At 41.6% G+C, this 18,573-nt stretch carries 24 protein-coding genes; 14 read left to right on the top strand and 10 right to left on the bottom strand.

All coding sequences use genetic code 11. From position 1 onward, the window contains the following. Positions 1–12: 12 nt before the first annotated feature. The 3 genes from QUF94_RS23395 to QUF94_RS23385 all read right to left on the bottom strand — a co-directional run bounded on the left by QUF94_RS23395 (position 13) and on the right by QUF94_RS23385 (position 2,022). Complete coding sequence (locus tag QUF94_RS23395; RefSeq protein ID WP_289317937.1) at positions 13–384, bottom strand: hypothetical protein; 372 nt, start codon at positions 382–384, stop codon at positions 13–15. Positions 385–546: 162 nt separating this feature from the next. Beyond that, positions 547–1,431, bottom strand: coding sequence for a cidABC operon transcriptional activator CidR (gene cidR, locus QUF94_RS23390; RefSeq protein WP_289317936.1), 885 nt, complete (start codon positions 1,429–1,431; stop codon positions 547–549). A 165-nt stretch (positions 1,432–1,596) separates the two neighbouring features. Further along, positions 1,597–2,022, bottom strand: a complete 426-nt coding sequence (locus tag QUF94_RS23385; RefSeq protein ID WP_289317935.1) for a universal stress protein — start codon at positions 2,020–2,022, stop codon at positions 1,597–1,599. A gap of 164 nt (positions 2,023–2,186) precedes the next feature. Here QUF94_RS23385 and QUF94_RS23380 point away from each other — a divergent pair, with 164 nt between their 5' ends. The 5 genes from QUF94_RS23380 to QUF94_RS23360 all read left to right on the top strand — a co-directional run bounded on the left by QUF94_RS23380 (position 2,187) and on the right by QUF94_RS23360 (position 7,558). Then, positions 2,187–2,582, top strand: a complete 396-nt coding sequence (locus QUF94_RS23380; protein ID WP_289317934.1) for a MerR family transcriptional regulator — start codon at positions 2,187–2,189, stop codon at positions 2,580–2,582. A 73-nt stretch (positions 2,583–2,655) separates the two neighbouring features. Next, positions 2,656–3,423 (top strand): 3-hydroxyacyl-CoA dehydrogenase, encoded by a 768-nt coding sequence (locus tag QUF94_RS23375; RefSeq protein ID WP_289317933.1) that lies wholly within the window; start codon positions 2,656–2,658, stop codon positions 3,421–3,423. A 93-nt stretch (positions 3,424–3,516) separates the two neighbouring features. Then, a complete protein-coding gene (locus tag QUF94_RS23370; protein WP_289317932.1) occupies positions 3,517–4,662 on the top strand; it encodes an acyl-CoA dehydrogenase family protein in 1,146 nt (381 codons plus the stop codon). 30 nt (positions 4,663–4,692) lie between these two features. Further along, entirely contained in the window at positions 4,693–5,844 is a 1,152-nt protein-coding gene (locus tag QUF94_RS23365) for a thiolase family protein (protein ID WP_289317931.1), read from the top strand. Positions 5,845–5,977: 133 nt separating this feature from the next. Beyond that, positions 5,978–7,558, top strand: coding sequence for a fatty acid--CoA ligase (locus QUF94_RS23360; protein ID WP_289317930.1), 1,581 nt, complete (start codon positions 5,978–5,980; stop codon positions 7,556–7,558). A 406-nt stretch (positions 7,559–7,964) separates the two neighbouring features. On the opposite strand, the gene QUF94_RS23355 is transcribed toward QUF94_RS23360, so the two are convergent. The 3 genes from QUF94_RS23355 to QUF94_RS23345 form a co-directional block, all read right to left on the bottom strand. After that, complete coding sequence (locus QUF94_RS23355; RefSeq protein ID WP_289317929.1) at positions 7,965–8,147, bottom strand: YfhD family protein; 183 nt, start codon at positions 8,145–8,147, stop codon at positions 7,965–7,967. A gap of 120 nt (positions 8,148–8,267) precedes the next feature. Continuing rightward, positions 8,268–8,390: a YfhE family protein gene (locus QUF94_RS23350; protein ID WP_289317928.1), complete on the bottom strand. Its 123-nt coding sequence runs from the start codon at positions 8,388–8,390 to the stop codon at positions 8,268–8,270. A gap of 53 nt (positions 8,391–8,443) precedes the next feature. Continuing rightward, positions 8,444–9,364, bottom strand: a complete 921-nt coding sequence (locus tag QUF94_RS23345; protein WP_289318484.1) for a TIGR01777 family oxidoreductase — start codon at positions 9,362–9,364, stop codon at positions 8,444–8,446. Between the two features lie 126 nt (positions 9,365–9,490). Here QUF94_RS23345 and recX point away from each other — a divergent pair, with 126 nt between their 5' ends. Together recX and QUF94_RS23335 are read left to right on the top strand one after the other, a co-directional pair. Beyond that, positions 9,491–10,288 (top strand): recombination regulator RecX, encoded by a 798-nt coding sequence (gene recX / locus QUF94_RS23340; RefSeq protein WP_289317927.1) that lies wholly within the window; start codon positions 9,491–9,493, stop codon positions 10,286–10,288. 73 nt (positions 10,289–10,361) lie between these two features. Next, positions 10,362–10,673 carry a YfhH family protein gene (locus tag QUF94_RS23335; protein WP_063234815.1) on the top strand — a complete coding sequence of 104 codons (312 nt, stop codon included), beginning with the start codon at positions 10,362–10,364 and terminating at the stop codon, positions 10,671–10,673. A gap of 40 nt (positions 10,674–10,713) precedes the next feature. On the opposite strand, the gene QUF94_RS23330 is transcribed toward QUF94_RS23335, so the two are convergent. Beyond that, complete coding sequence (locus QUF94_RS23330) at positions 10,714–10,869, bottom strand: small, acid-soluble spore protein K (RefSeq protein WP_289317926.1); 156 nt, start codon at positions 10,867–10,869, stop codon at positions 10,714–10,716. A gap of 114 nt (positions 10,870–10,983) precedes the next feature. Here QUF94_RS23330 and QUF94_RS23325 point away from each other — a divergent pair, with 114 nt between their 5' ends. Then, positions 10,984–11,250, top strand: coding sequence for a YfhJ family protein (locus tag QUF94_RS23325; RefSeq protein WP_289317925.1), 267 nt, complete (start codon positions 10,984–10,986; stop codon positions 11,248–11,250). 54 nt (positions 11,251–11,304) lie between these two features. Here QUF94_RS23325 and QUF94_RS23320 read toward each other — a convergent pair whose 3' ends face one another. Further along, the gene (locus QUF94_RS23320) at positions 11,305–12,282 is read right to left on the bottom strand and encodes a metal-dependent hydrolase (protein WP_289317924.1); all 978 of its coding nucleotides are present in this window, start codon (positions 12,280–12,282) and stop codon (positions 11,305–11,307) included. A 206-nt stretch (positions 12,283–12,488) separates the two neighbouring features. Here QUF94_RS23320 and mutY point away from each other — a divergent pair, with 206 nt between their 5' ends. Continuing rightward, positions 12,489–13,607 (top strand): A/G-specific adenine glycosylase, encoded by a 1,119-nt coding sequence (gene mutY / locus QUF94_RS23315; RefSeq protein ID WP_289317923.1) that lies wholly within the window; start codon positions 12,489–12,491, stop codon positions 13,605–13,607. Between the two features lie 154 nt (positions 13,608–13,761). Here mutY and QUF94_RS23310 read toward each other — a convergent pair whose 3' ends face one another. Continuing rightward, entirely contained in the window at positions 13,762–13,914 is a 153-nt protein-coding gene (locus tag QUF94_RS23310) for a hypothetical protein (protein ID WP_289317922.1), read from the bottom strand. Beyond that, on the bottom strand, positions 13,911–14,135 hold the full coding sequence (locus QUF94_RS23305; RefSeq protein ID WP_061461732.1) for a hypothetical protein: 225 nt from the start codon (positions 14,133–14,135) through the stop codon (positions 13,911–13,913). The genes QUF94_RS23310 and QUF94_RS23305 overlap by 4 nt, the downstream gene beginning before the upstream one ends. Positions 14,136–14,203: 68 nt before the next feature. Here QUF94_RS23305 and fabL point away from each other — a divergent pair, with 68 nt between their 5' ends. The 5 genes from fabL (at position 14,204) to QUF94_RS23280 (ending at position 18,519) form a co-directional block, all read left to right on the top strand. Then, a complete protein-coding gene (gene fabL / locus QUF94_RS23300; protein ID WP_214747519.1) occupies positions 14,204–14,953 on the top strand; it encodes an enoyl-[acyl-carrier-protein] reductase FabL in 750 nt (249 codons plus the stop codon). Between the two features lie 81 nt (positions 14,954–15,034). After that, the gene (locus QUF94_RS23295) at positions 15,035–15,310 is read left to right on the top strand and encodes a gamma-type small acid-soluble spore protein (RefSeq protein WP_289317921.1); all 276 of its coding nucleotides are present in this window, start codon (positions 15,035–15,037) and stop codon (positions 15,308–15,310) included. Between the two features lie 170 nt (positions 15,311–15,480). After that, positions 15,481–15,735 (top strand): YgaB family protein, encoded by a 255-nt coding sequence (locus tag QUF94_RS23290; protein WP_289317920.1) that lies wholly within the window; start codon positions 15,481–15,483, stop codon positions 15,733–15,735. A 234-nt stretch (positions 15,736–15,969) separates the two neighbouring features. Then, a complete protein-coding gene (ntdP, locus tag QUF94_RS23285) occupies positions 15,970–16,500 on the top strand; it encodes a nucleoside tri-diphosphate phosphatase (protein WP_048685440.1) in 531 nt (176 codons plus the stop codon). 270 nt (positions 16,501–16,770) lie between these two features. Further along, positions 16,771–18,519: an ABC transporter ATP-binding protein gene (locus tag QUF94_RS23280; protein ID WP_289317919.1), complete on the top strand. Its 1,749-nt coding sequence runs from the start codon at positions 16,771–16,773 to the stop codon at positions 18,517–18,519. Positions 18,520–18,573 lie beyond the last annotated feature (54 nt).

Here is an 18,573-nt window from a genome sequence, read left to right as displayed (position 1 = left end):
ATCAGGGGTGGTTCATTTGATGGATGAAGCACCTAAAAGCGATTCAGGGCTTTTACCGAGCACAAGCATACTGATTTTGGCATATCCAATATTTTTATTTTGGGAGAAGGTTTGAAGTAATACCTGGATATTCGGATCATCCTTTAACTTTTGAACTTCCTCTATATATAATCTGATAACGGAGGGCATAACGAATTCAGGGGTGTATTCGTTTGGGTTTTCATCCATGATTAAAGTGCCCATAAATTGATATTTAAATTGAAAAGTCCGTGTTAAGGCAACGACATGGAGCAGTTTATTAAATAGTTCGGGGTATGAATATTTAATTTTCTCCAGAGCTGCTTCTGTTTCGTGTAACTCATCGACACTGGATAATGTGATCATGAATATCTCCTTTCAGAAAAAACGGAAACCATCAGCAGTTACCGTGCTTTTTACTCATACCAAGTCTAACCCCGCCGTTACGTATTGTAAAATGGTTAGATGTTATCAAATGCATAACCAAAATCTATGATAGTGCTTACATCCCATCAGGCAGATTAAAATTCACTCGTTATGAGATAACGCTTCCCTCGTATATTTCAGCCATTCTTTTGCAGCGTATGAAAGGTAATGGTCCTTACTCCAAATGAATCCCAAATTCCAACTAATGGATGGGTTTTTAACCTTGATTGACTTCACGCGTTCATCATGATGGCATAAACTTTCAGGTAATAGAGCAACTCCGAGTTTACAGTAAACCATTTCCTCAATGAAATCCCAGCGTGAGCTTTCAGTAACGATATGTGGAGAAAAACCGGCTTCATTACAGGATGAAATGATGAGTTCTCGAAGGACGTAATCCTTATTGAATAAGATGAAAGACTCGTTTTCCAGATCGGCCAAATCGATTTCTGCCAGACAAGAATGTGGATGGGAGGGATGAACTATCAAGTTAATGTCTTCTTCTAAAAAAGCAAAATGATGAAAAAGTGCGGTGTTGGTTGGCAGGACAATAACGCCTATATCAATTAAGTCATTTTGGACGGATTCTTCAATCTTTTTTGAACCATCCTCTACTAATTGAAAGGTAATATTGGGATATTCCTCATGAAAACGGCTAAGAATTCGGGGGAAGAAAGAAGCGTCGATGATCGGCGGCAGCCCGATGCGTATATGTCCCTTTTTCAAACCTAATAAATTGTCCATTTCCGTTTCTAAATTGTGAAAGGCCTTATCAATCAATTTTGCCTGTTCCAAGACAACCCTGCCTGCATCGGTCAGGATCAGTTGCTTACGCGACCGATCAAAAAGCTCAACACCTAGCTCGGTTTCCAGGTTTTTAATCATCTTGCTGATGGTCGGCTGGGTAATGAATAAATGGTCGGCAGCCCGAGTGAAGCTATTGAAATTGGTTACCTCTATAAAGTATTGCAAATGCTTAATATCCATTGCGTCACCTGTTATCCTCGTTTAAAATTAGTTTCATTTTACCCGTAAACGGAAGTGTTTGTAAAACACGATAAGTTTTGATGGGGTTTCAGGCACGCATAAAGAAGCTGGATTCCAAAGGGAAACCCAGCTATGAAAGGGCCGGCATAATATCTGCAGTAAATTTTATTTGACCAACAAGACGGGCACTGGGGAATGTTGAACGATATAGTGGCTCACGCTGCCTAGGAATTCCTTGAAACCACTCAATCCGCGGCTGCCCATGATGATAAGGTCACAATTCCGGGATTTTGCATGTTCCAATAAAGTCGTGATGGCTGAACCCTCTACGACAAATGTTTGGGATTCATTCGGGATTTCGGATAATAGCGCTTCCGCTTTTTTTATCACTCCATTTCCATACTTGAGCATGGATTCTTCAATTTCCTGAAAGGCATTGCCATATATATTTGGTTTGATTGGCAACGTTACAGCGTGAAGCACCTGGATTTCGATAGCGGGATCCAACTTGGCTAATTCAATCGCTTTTTCTAAAGATTTAAGTGCCAATTCAGATTCATCATAAGCAACTAATATTTTTGAGCATAGCATTGATCGATCATTCCCTTCTTTTAAAGAATATACCCCTAGTATATCAATTTGAATCTTTCATGCAGTTTCATATATTATAAATTTTGTGAATATTTATTGAAGTTTACGTTAACGTCAATGTTAAAATAAAGGTAAATAATCCCTTTGCAAAGTGTGGTTTTAACATGTACACCATTTCTGAGTTAGCAAAAGAATTCGAATTGACGACAAGGACCCTCCGATATTATGAGGAACTGGGTATGCTTAGGCCAAAGCGTACCGAAACGGGAAAAAGAGTTTATGGAAAGAAAGAATACGCACAGCTTAAAATCATAATGCGCGGTAAGAAGTATGGTTTTTCGTTAGTGGAAATAAAGGATATAGTCCTGTTATTCGATAAGGATAGGACAGGCATCAAGCAATTGGAAAAAACGATTGAAATGGCAGGACAGAAATTAAACGAAATTAATGAACGCATTCAAGAGCTGGATGGATTGAAACAGGATTTTGAACAGGTAATCAAAGGCTTTACCGAAACCCTTCATGACTTGAAGGTGAACGATAAAACAGGCAAGCGGTGAAATTAATATTGAAAATAGGTATTGATGGTAGTGAAAGATGAATATATATTCTAGAAACAAATGAGGTGAGGATTTGGATATTCAAGAAACCATTGCAGTTGTGACAGGCGGGGCTTCAGGGCTGGGAGCGGCGACAGTAAGAAACATCATTAAAAAAGGTGGAAAGGCAGTCATATTTGACCTCTCGGAAGAAAATGGCGCTAAGATGGCTCATGAATTGGGAGATTCAGTCCTGTTCATTAAAACGGATGTAACAAGTGAAGAAAGCGTATTGAGAGCGTTGGAAGAAGGAATAGAAAAATTCGGGAGCATCAATACGGTCATCAACTGTGCTGGTATTGCAATTGCAGAGAAGGTCATAGGCAGAAAAGGTACACATGAATTGAAAGCGTTCTCAAATGTGGTGACAATCAATTTGGTCGGTACATTTAATGTCATCCGACTTGCGGCTGAAAAAATGGTCAAAAATGAACCGAACCAAGAGGGGGAGCGTGGTGTCATTATCAATACGGCTTCGGTAGCTGCCTTTGAAGGGCAAATCGGACAAGCAGCATATAGTGCTTCTAAGGGGGGCATTGTTGGGATGACCCTGCCGATTGCAAGGGAGCTTGCCATCAAAGGGATACGTGTCGTATCTATTGCACCGGGTCTATTCCATACTCCGATGTTCGATTCATTGCCTGATGAAGCGAGGACGTCATTAGGTAAAACCGTTCCATTCCCATCAAGGCTCGGATATCCCGAAGAGTACGCTAAGCTAACGGAGAGCATCATAACGAATCCAATGCTGAATGGGGAAACCATCAGGCTGGATGGGGCCATTCGAATGTCACCCAGGTAAGTGTGAATTCCTTTTGGAAAAGATGATGCAATCCATTATAGATCGATCTTGAAAAAAGCCTTAGACAAAGCCATGCAGAGGAGATAAAAACAGATGAAACATCCATATCTAAGTGAGGATCATGACATTTTCCGTAAGACATTCCGAAAGTTTTTAGAGAAAGAAGCAGTTCCCCACTATGAAAGATGGGAAGAAGAGAGGATCATTCCCCGGTCATTTTGGGTGAAAATGGGGGAACAGGGTTTTCTCTGTCCGGATCTTGGAGAAGATTATGGGGGTTCCGGGGTAGATTGGGGCTTTGCGGTCATAATTAATGAGGAATTGGAAAGAGTAGGTTCTGGATTCATTGGTTTCGGACTCCATAGTGACATCACTGTTCCGTATATTGCCGCATACGGAAATGAGGCGCAGAAACAGCGCTGGCTTCCTAAATGCACGACAGGGGAAATCATTACAGCAATCGCCATGACAGAGCCTGGAACAGGTTCGGATTTAGCCAATATAAGAACCACTGCTATTTTGGATGGAGAACATTACATATTAAATGGCCAAAAGACATTCATCACAAATGGCATTCATTCGGATTTGGTCATCGTTGCGTGTAAAACGGATCCAAATGCCGTTCCAAAGCATAAAGGCGTTAGCTTAGTCGTGGTAGAAAGGGATACACCTGGATTTTCCAGGGGGCGGAAACTGAAGAAACTTGGTTTGCACAGTCAGGATACAGCAGAGCTCATCTTCGAGGATTGTCGTGTTCCAAAGGAAAACCTGCTTGGTGAAGAAGGCAAGGGTTTTGCTTATTTAATGGAGAAATTGCAGCAGGAACGCCTTGTAGTGGCAATTTGTGCTCAAATGGCATCAGAGGATATGCTGGACGATACCATTGAGTACGTGAAAAGCAGGGAAGCGTTCGGAAAATCCGTGAGTCAGTTTCAAAATACTCAATTCAAAATCGCAGAAATGGCAACGGAAATCAAAATGGGGCGTGTTTTCCTAGATCAATTGATCGCCAATCATATGGCGGGAGAACAGGTGGTCACAGAGGTTTCGATGGCAAAATGGCGTTTGACGGAGACTGCGAGAAAAATATCGATTGAGTGCATGCAACTTCATGGAGGCTATGGATATATGGAAGAATACAAGATTGCCAGAAGGTATCGGGATGTCCCGGTAGCAAGCATCTATGCCGGGACAAATGAAATCATGAAGAAAATCATCGCTAAGAATCTGGGCCTTTAATATAAACAGGATGAGAAGGGGAGAGAGTATATGCGGGAAGTGGTAATCGTTGAAGGGATTCGAACGCCAGTAGGGAAAAGGAACGGTGTCTTGAAAGACATTCGCCCAGATGATCTAGCAGGGGAAGTATTGAAAAAGCTGATTGAGAAGGCGGGCATCGATCCGGCTATTGTCGATGATGTCATACTAGGTTGTGTTTCACAGGCTGGCGAACAAGCAGGTGACATAGCAAGAATTGCTGCACTGATTGCAGGATTTCCGATCGAAGTGCCGGGAACGACGATAGATCGTCAATGCGGATCAAGTCAGCAGGCTGTCCATTTCGCTTCCCAAGCCATTTTGTCGGGAGATATGGATGTTGTAGTGGCCGGAGGAGTGGAAAACATGTCCCGAGTCCCCATGGGGTCTAATATTCAAGGTGCTGTAACCAGCCAAAAGTATTTAGACAGGTATGAGGTGATCAACCAAGGTTTATCAGCTGAGAGAATCGCCGATAGGTGGGGAATAACACGTGAAGAATGTGATCTGTTTTCCGTTAAGAGTCATGCCAAAGCAATACGTGCTCAAAAAGAAGGGCATTTTGACCGTGAAATGATTTCAGTGACGGGTACTGATAAAGAAGGAAATCAAATGGAAGTTACGGAAGATCAAGGTCCAAGGGCTGGAACTACCATGGAAGTACTGGCTGGGTTGAAAACGGTTTTCCAAGAAGACGGTTTAATCCATGCCGGGAACTCCAGCCAGATAAGTGACGGTGCTGCCGCTTTATTATTGATGGAACGCAGTAAAGCGGAAGAACTTGGATTGAAACCACGCTTTAAAGTGCATACACGGGTTGTAGTAGGATCAGATCCCACCCTGATGCTTACTGGGCCGATTCCCGCCACTCAAAAAGCTTTGGAAAAAGCCGGCCTTTCCATCGATGATATCGATGTCTTCGAAGTGAATGAGGCTTTCGCTCCTGTACCTATTGCCTGGCTAAAAGAAACGGGGGCAGATCCCAAGAAGCTGAATCCGAATGGCGGGGCGATTGCCTTAGGTCATCCTCTTGGCGGCAGCGGGGCCCGATTGATGGTGTCAATGATCCATGAGTTGGAAAGGACAGGCGGCCGTTATGGGCTGCAAACAATGTGTGAGGGCCACGGCATGGCGAATGCCACCATCATAGAAAGATTGGACTGAAACGGGACTATACGGTTATGAACATTCGTAATTCGCACGAAAGTAAAAGCTGAAAAAGTGATGAAGCCGACCATCGGCAGGGCTGGCCTGAACTCTCCCCGTTGATGGTGGGTTTACTTGAGGAGGAAATGATATGTCAGTGACGATTAAAAGTATCTTTGATCAGACGGTTCAGAAATTCCCCATTAAAGAAGCTATCTACGACGTGAGAAGAAATATCCGCTATACGTACATTCAATGGAATGAGCAGGTGAATAGGTTGGCGGCGGCCCTTCAAGCGGAAGGAGTGCGAAAAGGCGACAGGGTCTCTACATACCTTTACAACAATGAAGAGCTTGCCACCGCATTCTTTGCCTGTGCAAAAATCGGCGCAATCTTTAATCCAATCAACTTCCGCTTAATGCCAGAGGAGTTGGCCTACATCTTAAATGACGCTGCTCCAAAGGTCGTTTTATTCGAGCACGAATTGGAATCGAGCGTTGCCGCGGTTGAGAAGCGATTTCCGGAAACTGCTTTCTGGTATATTGATGATAATGTTCCGAAATATGCCAAAGGTTACCGTCAAAAAATGGCAAGTATCTCATCAAATCCGGATGAAGTTGACGTTCACGAGGATGATGTTTATGCCATCATGTATACGAGCGGGACAACCGGACGACCAAAAGGGGTCATTCACCTTCATAAAGATATGGTCAAACAAGCAGAGATTTTAATAGAGGCCATGAAGTACGAACGCTCTGACATCGGGTTGATTACTGCACCGATGTTTCATTGTGCTGAATTGCACTGTTCCTTTTTACCTCGCGTCCAGGCTGGTGCCACAAACGTCATATTACATCAGTTTAATCCCAAAAAAGTTATGGAACTGATTGAATCCGAGGGGATCACCAAGTTATTTGCTGCACCAACGATGTGGAACATGCTACTTCAGGAAAACTTGGATGAATATAAATTCCAGAGTTTGAAGCTGGGGCTTTATGGAGCAGCCCCAATGGCACCATCACTTGTACGTGCCTGTCAGGAGAAACTTGGCATCCAGTTCATCCAAGCTTATGGAATGACTGAAATGGGTCCCGCCATCACTCTCTTATTGGAGGATGATCAAATTAGGAAAGCGGGTTCTGCCGGCAAAGCATGTTCCGATCATGAAATCATCATTGCCCGTCCGAATGACGAAGGGCCATCAGATCCCGATGATATTCTGGAACCTGGGGAAACAGGGGAAATTCTTGTGAAAGGTCCATGTATCATGAAGGGTTACTTCCAAAAAGGTGGAGAGACCGAAAAAGCGCTTTACAAAGGCTGGTATCATTCCGGTGACATCGGTTTCCTGGATGAAGATGGATATCTGTGGGTCAAGGACCGAGTGGACGACATGATTATCTCAGGAGGGGAAAATATATATCCACGTGAAGTGGAAGACACACTTTATGAGCATCAAGGAGTTCTAGACTGTGCAGTACTGGGTCAGCCTGATGATCAATGGGGGGAAATGGTAACCGCTTTCATCGTTGCCAAAGACCTTACGTTACAGGAAAGCGATTTAGAAACCTGGTGTAAGAATAGTGATACACTGGCGAACTATAAACGTCCAAGAAGATATATCTTCTGTAATGAGCTGCCTCGAAATGCAAGTGGGAAGATACAAAAATTCTTGCTTCGTAAACAGTTGGAAGAAAGTGCGGATGACAAAAGTATGGGGAACCTCCTTTAATGCCGGGGTTAGTAGCCGAAAAAAATACTGACAAATTAGTTAGCAATCATATGGGGAAAGGTTGGAAAAGTCGCTTGGCATGCGATGATAATTGGAAGGAAGAAGTTTAACAGATCTAGATGAATTATTATATAAATAATATTCCTGTGGAACAATTCAAGGAAACTGAATAGTTATCCACAATGAAAATGCAGAGTGACCAGTGGAACATTCCTTTTATCCACATAATCCACAGGGTTATCCAGAAATAACATTATTTTCATGTTAGTAAGGCAGTCATTGTACCTATCGTTTGTCAGTATTTTCAGAATATATCCACAATATATACAGGGTTGTGGATAAACTATGTGAATAAAGTAAATATAAGGGGCTGATTATAGCCCCTTGGTTTAGTTCGTCCTATTTATTAGCGGCGATTATGAGCACGGCGGTCAGCTGCATTTGCCCGGGCTTGTGCCTCGATATCTTCCTGGTCAGCCAGTTCGGAAGAATATTCAACATCAAGTCCGTCACTTTTCAAGTTTTTAGGAACCTGCGGAAGTTTCTGTTTGTTGTTGTCTCGATTATGGTGTATGTTATTGCGTCCCATGCTAGCGCCCCCTAAAAATTAAAATAAAATAAATAAGCTAGAGATGATTATTCAACTTATCATCTCTAGCTTATTTTGTGTTGAATGGATGTTCAAAATGTACGGGAAAATACTCCAGACTTAACGACGGGATTTCCTCTCGTTAAAACCACCTGCTCGATCTGCATTTTTAAATTCCCGAGCATAAAGAACCGCTTGCGTACTAGATAAGTTACTTTTTACTTTTTCGTGTTTTTTGGACAATTAGATCATCTCCATTTCACTTAATATCCCTATTTTTTCCTAAAATGATCCTTTCATACGTGAGAATCCTCTTTTAAGATATTTTGTAAAGCGTTTTTGAGGGTTGGGAAAGAAAAGATGAATCCTTCCTCTTTAAGTTTAATGGGTAGGACATTTTGTCCTTCAAGCACAAGTACACTCATTTCCCCAAGCATGGTCTTGAGGAAGAAGGGAGGTACGGGTAACCAATGGGGCCGGTGCATGACAGTTCCTATTGTTTTCCCGAATGTATCCATCTGAACGGGATTAGGTGCCGTAAAGTTGACTGGACCTTCAATCCGCTGATCGTTCATGCAAAAGATGATTGCACGGACCACGTCATGAATATGGATCCAGGAAAGCCACTGATTCCCTTTGCCCATCTTTCCTCCACCGAAAAGTTTATAAGGGATCACCATCATTGGCAGTGCTCCTTCCTTTTCCCCCAGAATCACGCCGAATCTTGTTAGGACGAACCTTTCACTGTAAGAGCGGGATTTAGCCGCTTCTTTTTCCCATAGCTTAACAGTACGGGCCAAAAAATCATCACCGATGGATTCGGAGGTTTCGGTAAAGGTTTCATGTTCCGAAATACCATAATATCCGATTGCACTTGCATTGATTATGACAGATACTTTTTCGGGCAGTTTGGAAATGATCCGGTTCATCTCTTTGGAAGCTTCGACCCTGCTTTCGACAATCCGGCGTTTTCGTTCAGGAGTCCAACGCCCGCTGTTTAAAGATTCACCAGCAAGGTTAATGAAAACATCGAGCCCTTCCAAATGCATTTCCGGCTTTGCGTCCTTGGTCAGCCAGCCGATATATGTCGGATTTTCTTTTTTTTTGAATTTTTCGGGATGACGGGTCAAGATATATATATCATGATTCTCTTTTAATAATTCATCGATAAGGGCTGTGCCGACAAAACCGCTTCCACCAGCAATGGCTATTTTCATGAAAACCACTTCCTTTCCCTTTCTTTCCTTCACTTTAACATGACCATGTCCTTTTTTCATTTTTAGACATGCTATATATAGAAATGGTACACGTAAAGGGGTAAAGTAGGGGGGGGGGTGGATATTATGCCAAACATAACAAAAATAACAACCCAAAAAAAACGTAAAGATCGTTATAACATTTTCGTTGATGAAAAATATGCTTTCAGTGTGGACGAAGAAGTGCTACTGAAGTTTCAATTGAAAAAGGGTATGGCACTTGATGACCTGCTGCTAGCTGAAATACAATTCCATGATGAAATCCAAAAAGCATTTACCGATGCACTTAATTATTTATCATACAGGATGCGTTCGGAATCGGAAATTCGCCTTTATTTAAAAAAGAAGGAAACGGATGATCCGATTATAAAGGAAGCGATACATAAGCTATACAGCTTTAACTATTTAGACGACCTAGAATTTGCCAAGGCTTACGTACGGACCCATGTTAACGGAGGCAATAAAGGTCCCACTACCCTTAAGCTCGAGCTTAAGGAAAAAGGGGTAGAAGAAAAGTTGGTTGTCGAGGCATTGAAGGAATACCCCTATGATATTCAAATTGAACATGCAAGGAAACTTGCTGGAAAATCGGTCAAAAAGGAAAAAAACATTTCAGAACGGGCATTGAGGCTGAAAGTTGAACAAACCTTGTTACGGAAAGGTTTCCCGAGAGATGTCATCCTTGAAGCGCTTGAAGATGTGACGGTTGAAAAGGATGAAGATGAACAATGGGATTCTCTTTGCCACCATGCTGAAAAAATGCAACGCCGATATAAAAACCATGAAGGCTTCGAATATGAACAAAAAATGAAGCAGGCATTATACCGAAAAGGTTTTCCAATAGAATTGATTGAGCGTTATCTTTCCAATCCTGATATGGAATAAGTGCATCGATAGCCAAATCATAAAATTTTGTTTAATATAGAAGTAAATTAATTTCATTTAAGGAGCCATATATATGAGCGACGTAAGGTACAGCAAGTTGTCGGCCTATGAACTACAACAGGAAATTGCAGCGTTGACTGAAAAAGCGAGAAAAGCAGAGCAATTGGGAATGGTTAATGAATTTTCAGTATTGGAACGTAAAGTGACGATGGCCAAGGCCTATTTGTTAAATCCGGATGATTTCAAAAAAGGTGAAATATACCAAATTGACGGCGATCCCGGTGTCTATTTCAAAATTGATTATATGAACGGCGTATTCGCCTGGGGTTACCGTTTAGGTGGAAGCGGAAAGGAAGAGGCACTTCCAATTTCAATGTTGAAATAAAAAGGAACCGGGGAAGACCCGATTCCTTCTGAGGTACCTTTTAATTCGATCGCTGATTTGATGCTTTCATTCGTTCTTGAGGCTGTGTATTAATACTGCCATCTGCACGCTTTGATGCATATCTTGCTTTTGCACGAGGCTCGCCTTGGAATTTATTATTGTTTTGGTTGGGGAATCCTTTTTGTTTATTTCGCAAGTTTTTCTCCTCCAAGCATCAGATTAAAGAAAAGAAGCGTTTCCGCTTACCACTAGTATGGGTAAGGGACAGTATAGTTCATTCTGTAAAAATATTGGCAATGAGGTGGTTCAAATGAATGATTACCATGAAAGGTTAACCAAGATACTGCTTGAGAAAAATGACCACATCACGTATGAGCAAGCTTTGACTTGGGTGGAATTATTATGGGAAGATTTCGAAGCGACCTATGCAAAGGCTGGACATGAATATGCCGGGGAAGAAATGACATCGCGCGTTGTAAGGACCTGGATTGATAACTACGGTGAGCAGTTCCATGAATTCATTGCAAAAAATCCTAAATATAAACAGTTATTAAATCAGCAGAATAGATTTCATTAAAAAGCTGATTCCAGAGGGGTTCCCTGGGATCAGCCTTTTTTCAATATGCAGCGACTACAAAATAATATTCAATTTCTTCTGCAGCTTCGCTTCGCTAAAGATCCAGCCGGTATAAGAATTCAATATATTCAATTCGCTGTCTAAATGGACTACTGCCACAAACGGGTAATACCCATTGCTGCGATATCTTAAATCGATGAAACGGACTTCATAATAATCTTTTATCTGTTCGATTTCAAATCGGTAAACCGGAGAAAAGGACAGAAAGGCTGCCAAGTTGATGTCCTTCTTTGCGGCTTCGAGAATTTCACTTTCTGGCAATGGCACTCGATCAAATGTATCAAGAATCGTCACATACCCATTATCGGCTCGTGCCACATAATAATTCTTTTCGGTAATTACCGCGATTTTCCAGCGGTGAAAACGCATGGTCGGTGATAAAATAATTTTTCTTGCTCCGGGAATTTGCTGCTTAACAGCTCTTTTTATAAACGCCTGTTCCCTGAATCTGGAGATATAATAGACAACGAGTATTCCGTAAATCGAGAGAAATAAATAGCCTGGAGGAAATCCAAAGCCCCATAATATCAGGCCTGCAACATGTATTCCAAAAATGAACGGGTCGAATGTATTGATGACCCCTAAAGCTACCCAATTTGACGAAATCGGCCTAAGAGCCTGGGTCCCATAAGCATTGAATATATCCACGAATACATGTAGGAATACGGCTAAGAACGTCCAAAGCCAAAGATGAAGGTAATTTGCTTCAGGTATGATGGCGAAAAGTGCTCCGCTGATAATCAAGGGCCAAAGTAAAACAGCGGGAATGGAATGCGTGATTCCACGGTGGTTTCGTATATATACAGCGTTATTCCTTAATTTTAAAACGGTGTCAATGTCTGGAGCTTGTGATCCCAATATCGTACCTGCTATTACTGCACTTGCAGTGACTGGGCTCTGCGCAATGACAGGATCTAACGTGGCAAGACCTCCAAGAGCAATTCCCATGACGAAGTGAGTACCTGTATCCAAAAAACTAACCTCCCTGCCACAATTTGAAAAAAATGGTCTTCTCTCATCATACCGTATTTATATATTAACCATCAAATGAATATAATTCAGACTTATTTCCGTGACCAATTACAAATAACTGGATATGAACATGATATTAAAAAAGAATGACCTACTATAGGTATTCCCATTTTTGATAAGAGTGTAACATCTTTGGAGGAACTGATGTGAAAGAAATAACGATCCCGACAATAGAAAAAATAAAAATCGATGATTTTCAAAAAGATTTGGTTTCCTGGTTTCTCAAAGAACAAAGAGAATTGCCATGGAGGGAAAATAAGGACCCGTACCGTGTTTGGGTTTCAGAAATAATGTTGCAGCAAACGAGGGTGGACACGGTGATTCCCTATTTCAACCGGTTTGTGGAATGGTTCCCCACACTCGAGGATTTTGCCAATGCCGATGAAGAGAAAATCCTAAAAGCTTGGGAAGGGCTAGGGTATTACTCACGTGTAAGGAATCTGCATAGTGCCGTTCAGGAAGTGAAGGCTTCCTACAATGGGATTGTACCGGATGATCCCGAGGAAATTTCCAAATTGAAAGGCGTGGGTCCTTATACAGCTGGTGCGATTCTAAGTATCGCCTATGGCAAGCCGGAGCCAGCTGTCGATGGAAACGTCATGCGTGTATTATCAAGGATATTGATGATATATGAAGATATTGCCAAGCCAAAGACTAGAAAAACATTCGAAGCTGCCGTCAGAAAGCTGATCGATCATGAACATACCTCTGCATTTAATCAAGCCTTGATGGAGCTGGGGGCATTAATCTGCACACCAGGTAAGCCTGCCTGCTTATTATGTCCCGTTCAAAGTCATTGTCTTGCATTTGAAGCAGGGGTTCAATCGGAACTGCCTGTAAAAGTCCAAAAGAAAAAAACGCGGGATGTACCAATTGTGGCTGCTGTTTTAACGAATGAAAAAGGTGAATTTTTAATTCACAAGCGAGCATCTGAAGGGTTGCTGGCAAATCTTTGGGAATATCCGAACTTCGAGAACCATTCATCCCTTCAGCATAAGAGGGAGTTCTTCGAGAATCGGTTTCAGGAAATGTATGGTGTCAAACCTGAAATCACGGAATCACTTGTGAGAATTGAACATGTTTTCTCACATCTTGTTTGGAAAGTGGACACGTATACGGGAATAGTCAAAGAAGCCATCAGTGAAGAGACATTAAGAGAAAACCAACTCAAGTGGGTGAGTGAAGCAGAGATGGAGGAGTTCGCATTTCCGGTTTCCCACCAAAAAATGATGAAGGCCTATAAAGAAAAAAAGCGGATTGAATAAAGGCAGTATTGTAATTAAGGTTACCTTGGGGATGGTTTCTATCTACATTTTAAAACAGAGTTGATTGGAACGGAAGGTGAGAGAGATTCGCGGGAAAAGCGTGTCAAAGGGAGACTCCGCAGGAGCAAAGAAGCCGGAGGCGAAAGCGAGTGCTCTACATTCTCCAATCAACGTTCAAATTGTACAACTCTAAAAAAACATAGGCAAACTCGATTTTCATCGAGTTTGCCTTCAGTCTAAAAAGGATATCCGCTAAGATATCCTCTTCTTTTTGTTGATTTTCAATGTCATATCCGTATAAAATCAATCGTAAATGGTTTTCGTTCCATGGGTATAATCGGCTTCCTGCCTATTAAGTCCGCCTCTATTTTCAATTTCTTTGACGATTTCGCTATGGATACTCTGTCCTTCTTGGTTTAAATAAGGTACCATTTGTTGAAGGGAGTGATGAAAATAGGCAAGTTCGCTATTTTCCCAATCCGATTTTTTCATCATCGACAACTCTGTCATATCACGTCCAACATACATAACAGTAACACTCCTTTTAAAAATGATTTTTATTACTCGGTGTTTACTCAGAAAGGATGAATAAACGTATGGAACAAAAAGTGGCACTCGTTACAGGTAGCAGTAAAGGTTTAGGTAGAAGCACGGCAATAAGGCTTGCAGAGGAAGGATACGACCTCGTTATTAATTATGCCCGGAGCAAGTCGAAAGCATTAGAAGTGGCAGCTGAAATTGAAGCTTTGGGGCGTAAAGCCCTTGTAGTTAAGGCAAATGTCGGTGACGTTGCGAAAGTGAAAAGCATGTTCGAGGAAATCGATGCTTATTATGGACGTTTGGATATCTTCATTAATAATGCTGCTTCAGGAGTGCAGCGCCCTTTGATGGAGCTTGAAGAATCGCATTGGAACTGGACCATGGACATCAATACAAAAGCCCTCCTTTTCTGCGCACAGGAAGCGGCGAAATTGATGGAGAGGAACGGCGGAGGGAAAATCGTCAGCATCAGTTCACTAGGGTCCATTCGCTATTTGAAAAATTATACAGCTGTCGGTGTTTCCAAAGCTGCGCTTGAAGCCCTGACAAGATATTTAGCGGTCGAACTGGCTGCGAAAAACATTTGTGTCAATGCCGTTTCCGGCGGTGTTATCGATACGGATGCCCTGAAGTCTTTCCCGAATCGGGATGAAATGCTTGCTGAGGCGGCAGAACAAACTCCTGCTGGACGGATGGTCGAGGTGGAAGATATGGTGAATACCATCCTGTTTTTAATTTCCGATGGAGCCAGTATGATTCGTGGACAAACCATTATAGTTGATGGTGGCATTTCATTGCTTGTTTAATGTAACTGGAAAAATTTAAATGTTATTAGTTGGATAACACTCCTTGATATTGGTTATCTTATTATCGTGGAGGTGATATCAATGGCTAATAACAATAATAAATCACAAGCAGGTACTAACGCTCAACAAGTAAGACAACAAAACGCGCAATCTCAGCAAGGTCAAGGCCAATTCGGTACTGAGTTTGCTTCTGAAACAAACGTTCAAGAAGTGAGACAACAAAACGCACAATCTCAGCAAAAAAAGGGTCAAGGTCAAGCTCAAGGCCAATTCGGTACTGAGTTCGCTTCTGAAACAAACGTCCAAGAAGTGAAACAGCAAAACCAAAAATCCCAAAGCAATAAAAACCAAGGCTAATTGCCGTTTTAAAAACGAAAGGCATCCTTCTTTTGAAGGATGCTTTTTTTTTGCCTTTCATTTGATTCGACAAATGTTTTGATGTGTTTACATTTTATGTCAAAGGAAAATCTGGATAAAAACTAGAATATACATACTATAGAAAAAATACACATTAGGAAGGTGCATTCATGGAGGAATTTAACCGGCTAATAAACAACCAGTTGAAAACGATGGATAAGCTGTTACTTTTACAATCCGAAATCGAAAGATGCCAAGATATAGAGAAGCAACTCCTTGCCCTGCAAGAGGAGAATGAAGCAGTCACCATTCATGAAGAGATCCAACTTAAAAAGCAGGAATTGAAAAGTATCCATGATATGTTCGAGAAGCAAACGGAAGAAGTCATCCGTTATTTTCAGCAAGGACAAGCTGCAATACAATGAATAACCGGCTAATTTCTAAGTTAAAATGGGGTGGATGGTCAGACTTTTTCGACTTATTTACACATTTTCACTGGGAGATTAGCCACTTTTGTTTTAAATTTATGAATAAATCGCTATAATATAGGAATATAGGGTAAATGGAAAAAAGTATATATTTTAAATACACACAACAACTGCAAACGGAATAGGGCACAGTACGCTGTCAGGGTGTCTATAGAAAGTAGGGAGAGAAAAATGGGGATTGTTCCTGCCGAAGGAGGAAAAATCCAAATTCATAGCTATAAACATAATGGACATATCCATCGTATCTGGGAAGAGACAACCGTTTTAAAAGGGACCCAAAATCTGGTGATAGCAGCCAATGACCGTACTATGGTAACGGAATCAGATGGAAGGACCTGGATTACGAGAGAGCCGGCGATTTGCTATTTTCATTCAAAGTATTGGTTTAATGTTATTGGTATGTTGAGAGAGGACGGAGTTTATTATTATTGCAATATCAGTTCTCCGTTCACATACGATTCGGGAGCATTGAAATACATTGATTATGACCTGGACATTAAGGTATTCCCAGATATGACGTTTAATTTGCTGGATGAGGATGAATATGAAAGGCATCGGAAAGAAATGAATTACCCGGATGCCATCGATTCAATATTGAAACAGAACGTAGACTATTTAATTTATATGATACGCCAGCGAAAAGGACCATTCTCCGCAGAGTTTATTGATAGTTGGTATGAACGCTTTTTAACCTATCGATGATAGAAAAGGCCTGCTGCTTAATTAGCAGGCTTTTTCATTGTGTAACGTATCTACCCACTGATCTTTCAAGCAGGAACGATTTTTGAATAACAGCAAATCTTTAACCCCTTGCCTCCTATAAATGTGTATGAAAGATATTGAATGAAATCCTTTTGATAGTTAATCTTGGAAAAGGAAAATATAATTGAAAAGTGCATATATGATTCCCAATTGAACGTTAGGGACTTTTTTTAGCATTTTGATTTAATGAATCAGAAAAGGAGGGATTTCGTGGAGAGCATTAAGAGGTATTTGCAATTCGTTAAACCATATAAATGGCAGATAATCGGGACGGTATTGATTGGATTGCTGAAGTTCGCAATTCCGCTTTTGCTTCCATTGCTCAGTAAGTACATAGTGGATGACATCATCGGAAATGGTGACCTGTCCAAAGCTGTGAAGTCTGAACGCCTTTTATGGGCAATGGGCATCATGATGTTCATTTTTGTTGCGGTTAGACCGCCGATTGAGTATTATCGACAGTATTTCGCTCAATGGACCGGAACGAAAATCCTATATGATATTCGTAATGATTTATTCACTCATATACAAAAACTGAGCTTTAAATATTATTCCAATACAAGAGTGGGCGAGGTCATCTCAAGGATGATCACGGATGTGGAACAAACGAAGAACTTTGTCATCACGGGTTTGATGAATCTTTGGCTGGATATCGCAACGATCATCATAGTGATAGCCATCATGTTTACGATGGACGTGAAGTTAACCATTGTATCCATCATCATGCTTCCATTTTATGCGTTTTCGATTAAGCATTTCTTTGGCAAGTTGAGAACCTATACAAGGATTCGCTCCCAAGCGTTAGCGGATGTACAGAGTCACCTTCATGAACGGGTTTCAGGGATGTCAGTCATCAAAAGCTTTGCGATAGAAGACAGGGAACAGGAACTGTTTGCGAAGCAGAACAAGAATTTCCTGGATAAGGCCCTAAAGCATACGAGTTGGAATGCTAAGTCATTTGCTGTCGTGAATACGATTACGGATATTGCCCCCCTGCTCGTGATAGGCTTTGCCGGTTATCAAGTCATTCACGAACAATTGTCGCTGGGTACCATGGTTGCTTTCGTCGGTTTCATAGACCGGCTATATAATCCCCTCAGACGATTAGTTAACTCTTCTACGACAATGACCCAGACATTGGCGTCCATGGACAGGGTTTTTGAGTTTGTGGATGAGAAGTATGATATCGATGACGAACCAGGGGCGAAAGAGCTTAAGCATGTAGATGGCCGAATTACCTTTCAGGATGTTTCGTTTGCTTATGACGAGAAAGAGGCACCCGTTTTAAAACATATAAATTTGGATGTTACACCAGGAGAAACCATTGCACTTGTCGGGATGAGCGGCGGAGGGAAATCCTCGATCGTCAGTTTAATTTCCCGTTTCTATGATGTGACGGAGGGAAGGGTATTATTGGATGGAACGGATATCCGTAAATATCAAGTCCGCAGCCTAAGAGATAAAATCGGGATGGTGCTACAGGATAATATCTTATTTAGTGAATCGGTTAAGGCCAACATCCTTATGGGACGGCCTGATGCAAGTGATGAAGAAGTATTTGAAGCGGCAAGGGCGGCGAATGCCCATGACTTCATTATGGGTCTAAAAGAGGGGTATGAAACGAAAGTCGGGGAGCGGGGAGTTAAATTATCCGGAGGCCAAAAGCAACGGGTTGCCATTGCGAGGGTATTTTTGAAAAACCCGCCTATCCTTGTGCTGGATGAAGCTACATCCGCATTGGATTTAGAGAGTGAACACTATATCCAGGAGGCACTTGATATTTTGGCGAAAAACCGGACCACCATCATCGTGGCCCATCGCTTATCAACCATCACCCATGCTAACCGGATCGTTCATATCGATAATGGGGAAATTACGGAAATGGGAACACACGAAGAACTTATGAAAAAGCAAGGGCATTACTACAGCCTATTTCAAGTACAACAATTGGATTCCTAAGGGAAAAGGAAAACCATATGATTCCCGCCAAAGTAATATACATAAGAAAGACCA

This window comes from Peribacillus sp. NJ4, from assembly GCF_030348345.1.
Lineage (GTDB): Bacteria > Bacillota > Bacilli > Bacillales > DSM-1321 > Peribacillus.
The sequence above is the reverse complement of the archived record's forward strand: the minus strand, read 5'-3'. Positions and strand labels throughout refer to the sequence as shown.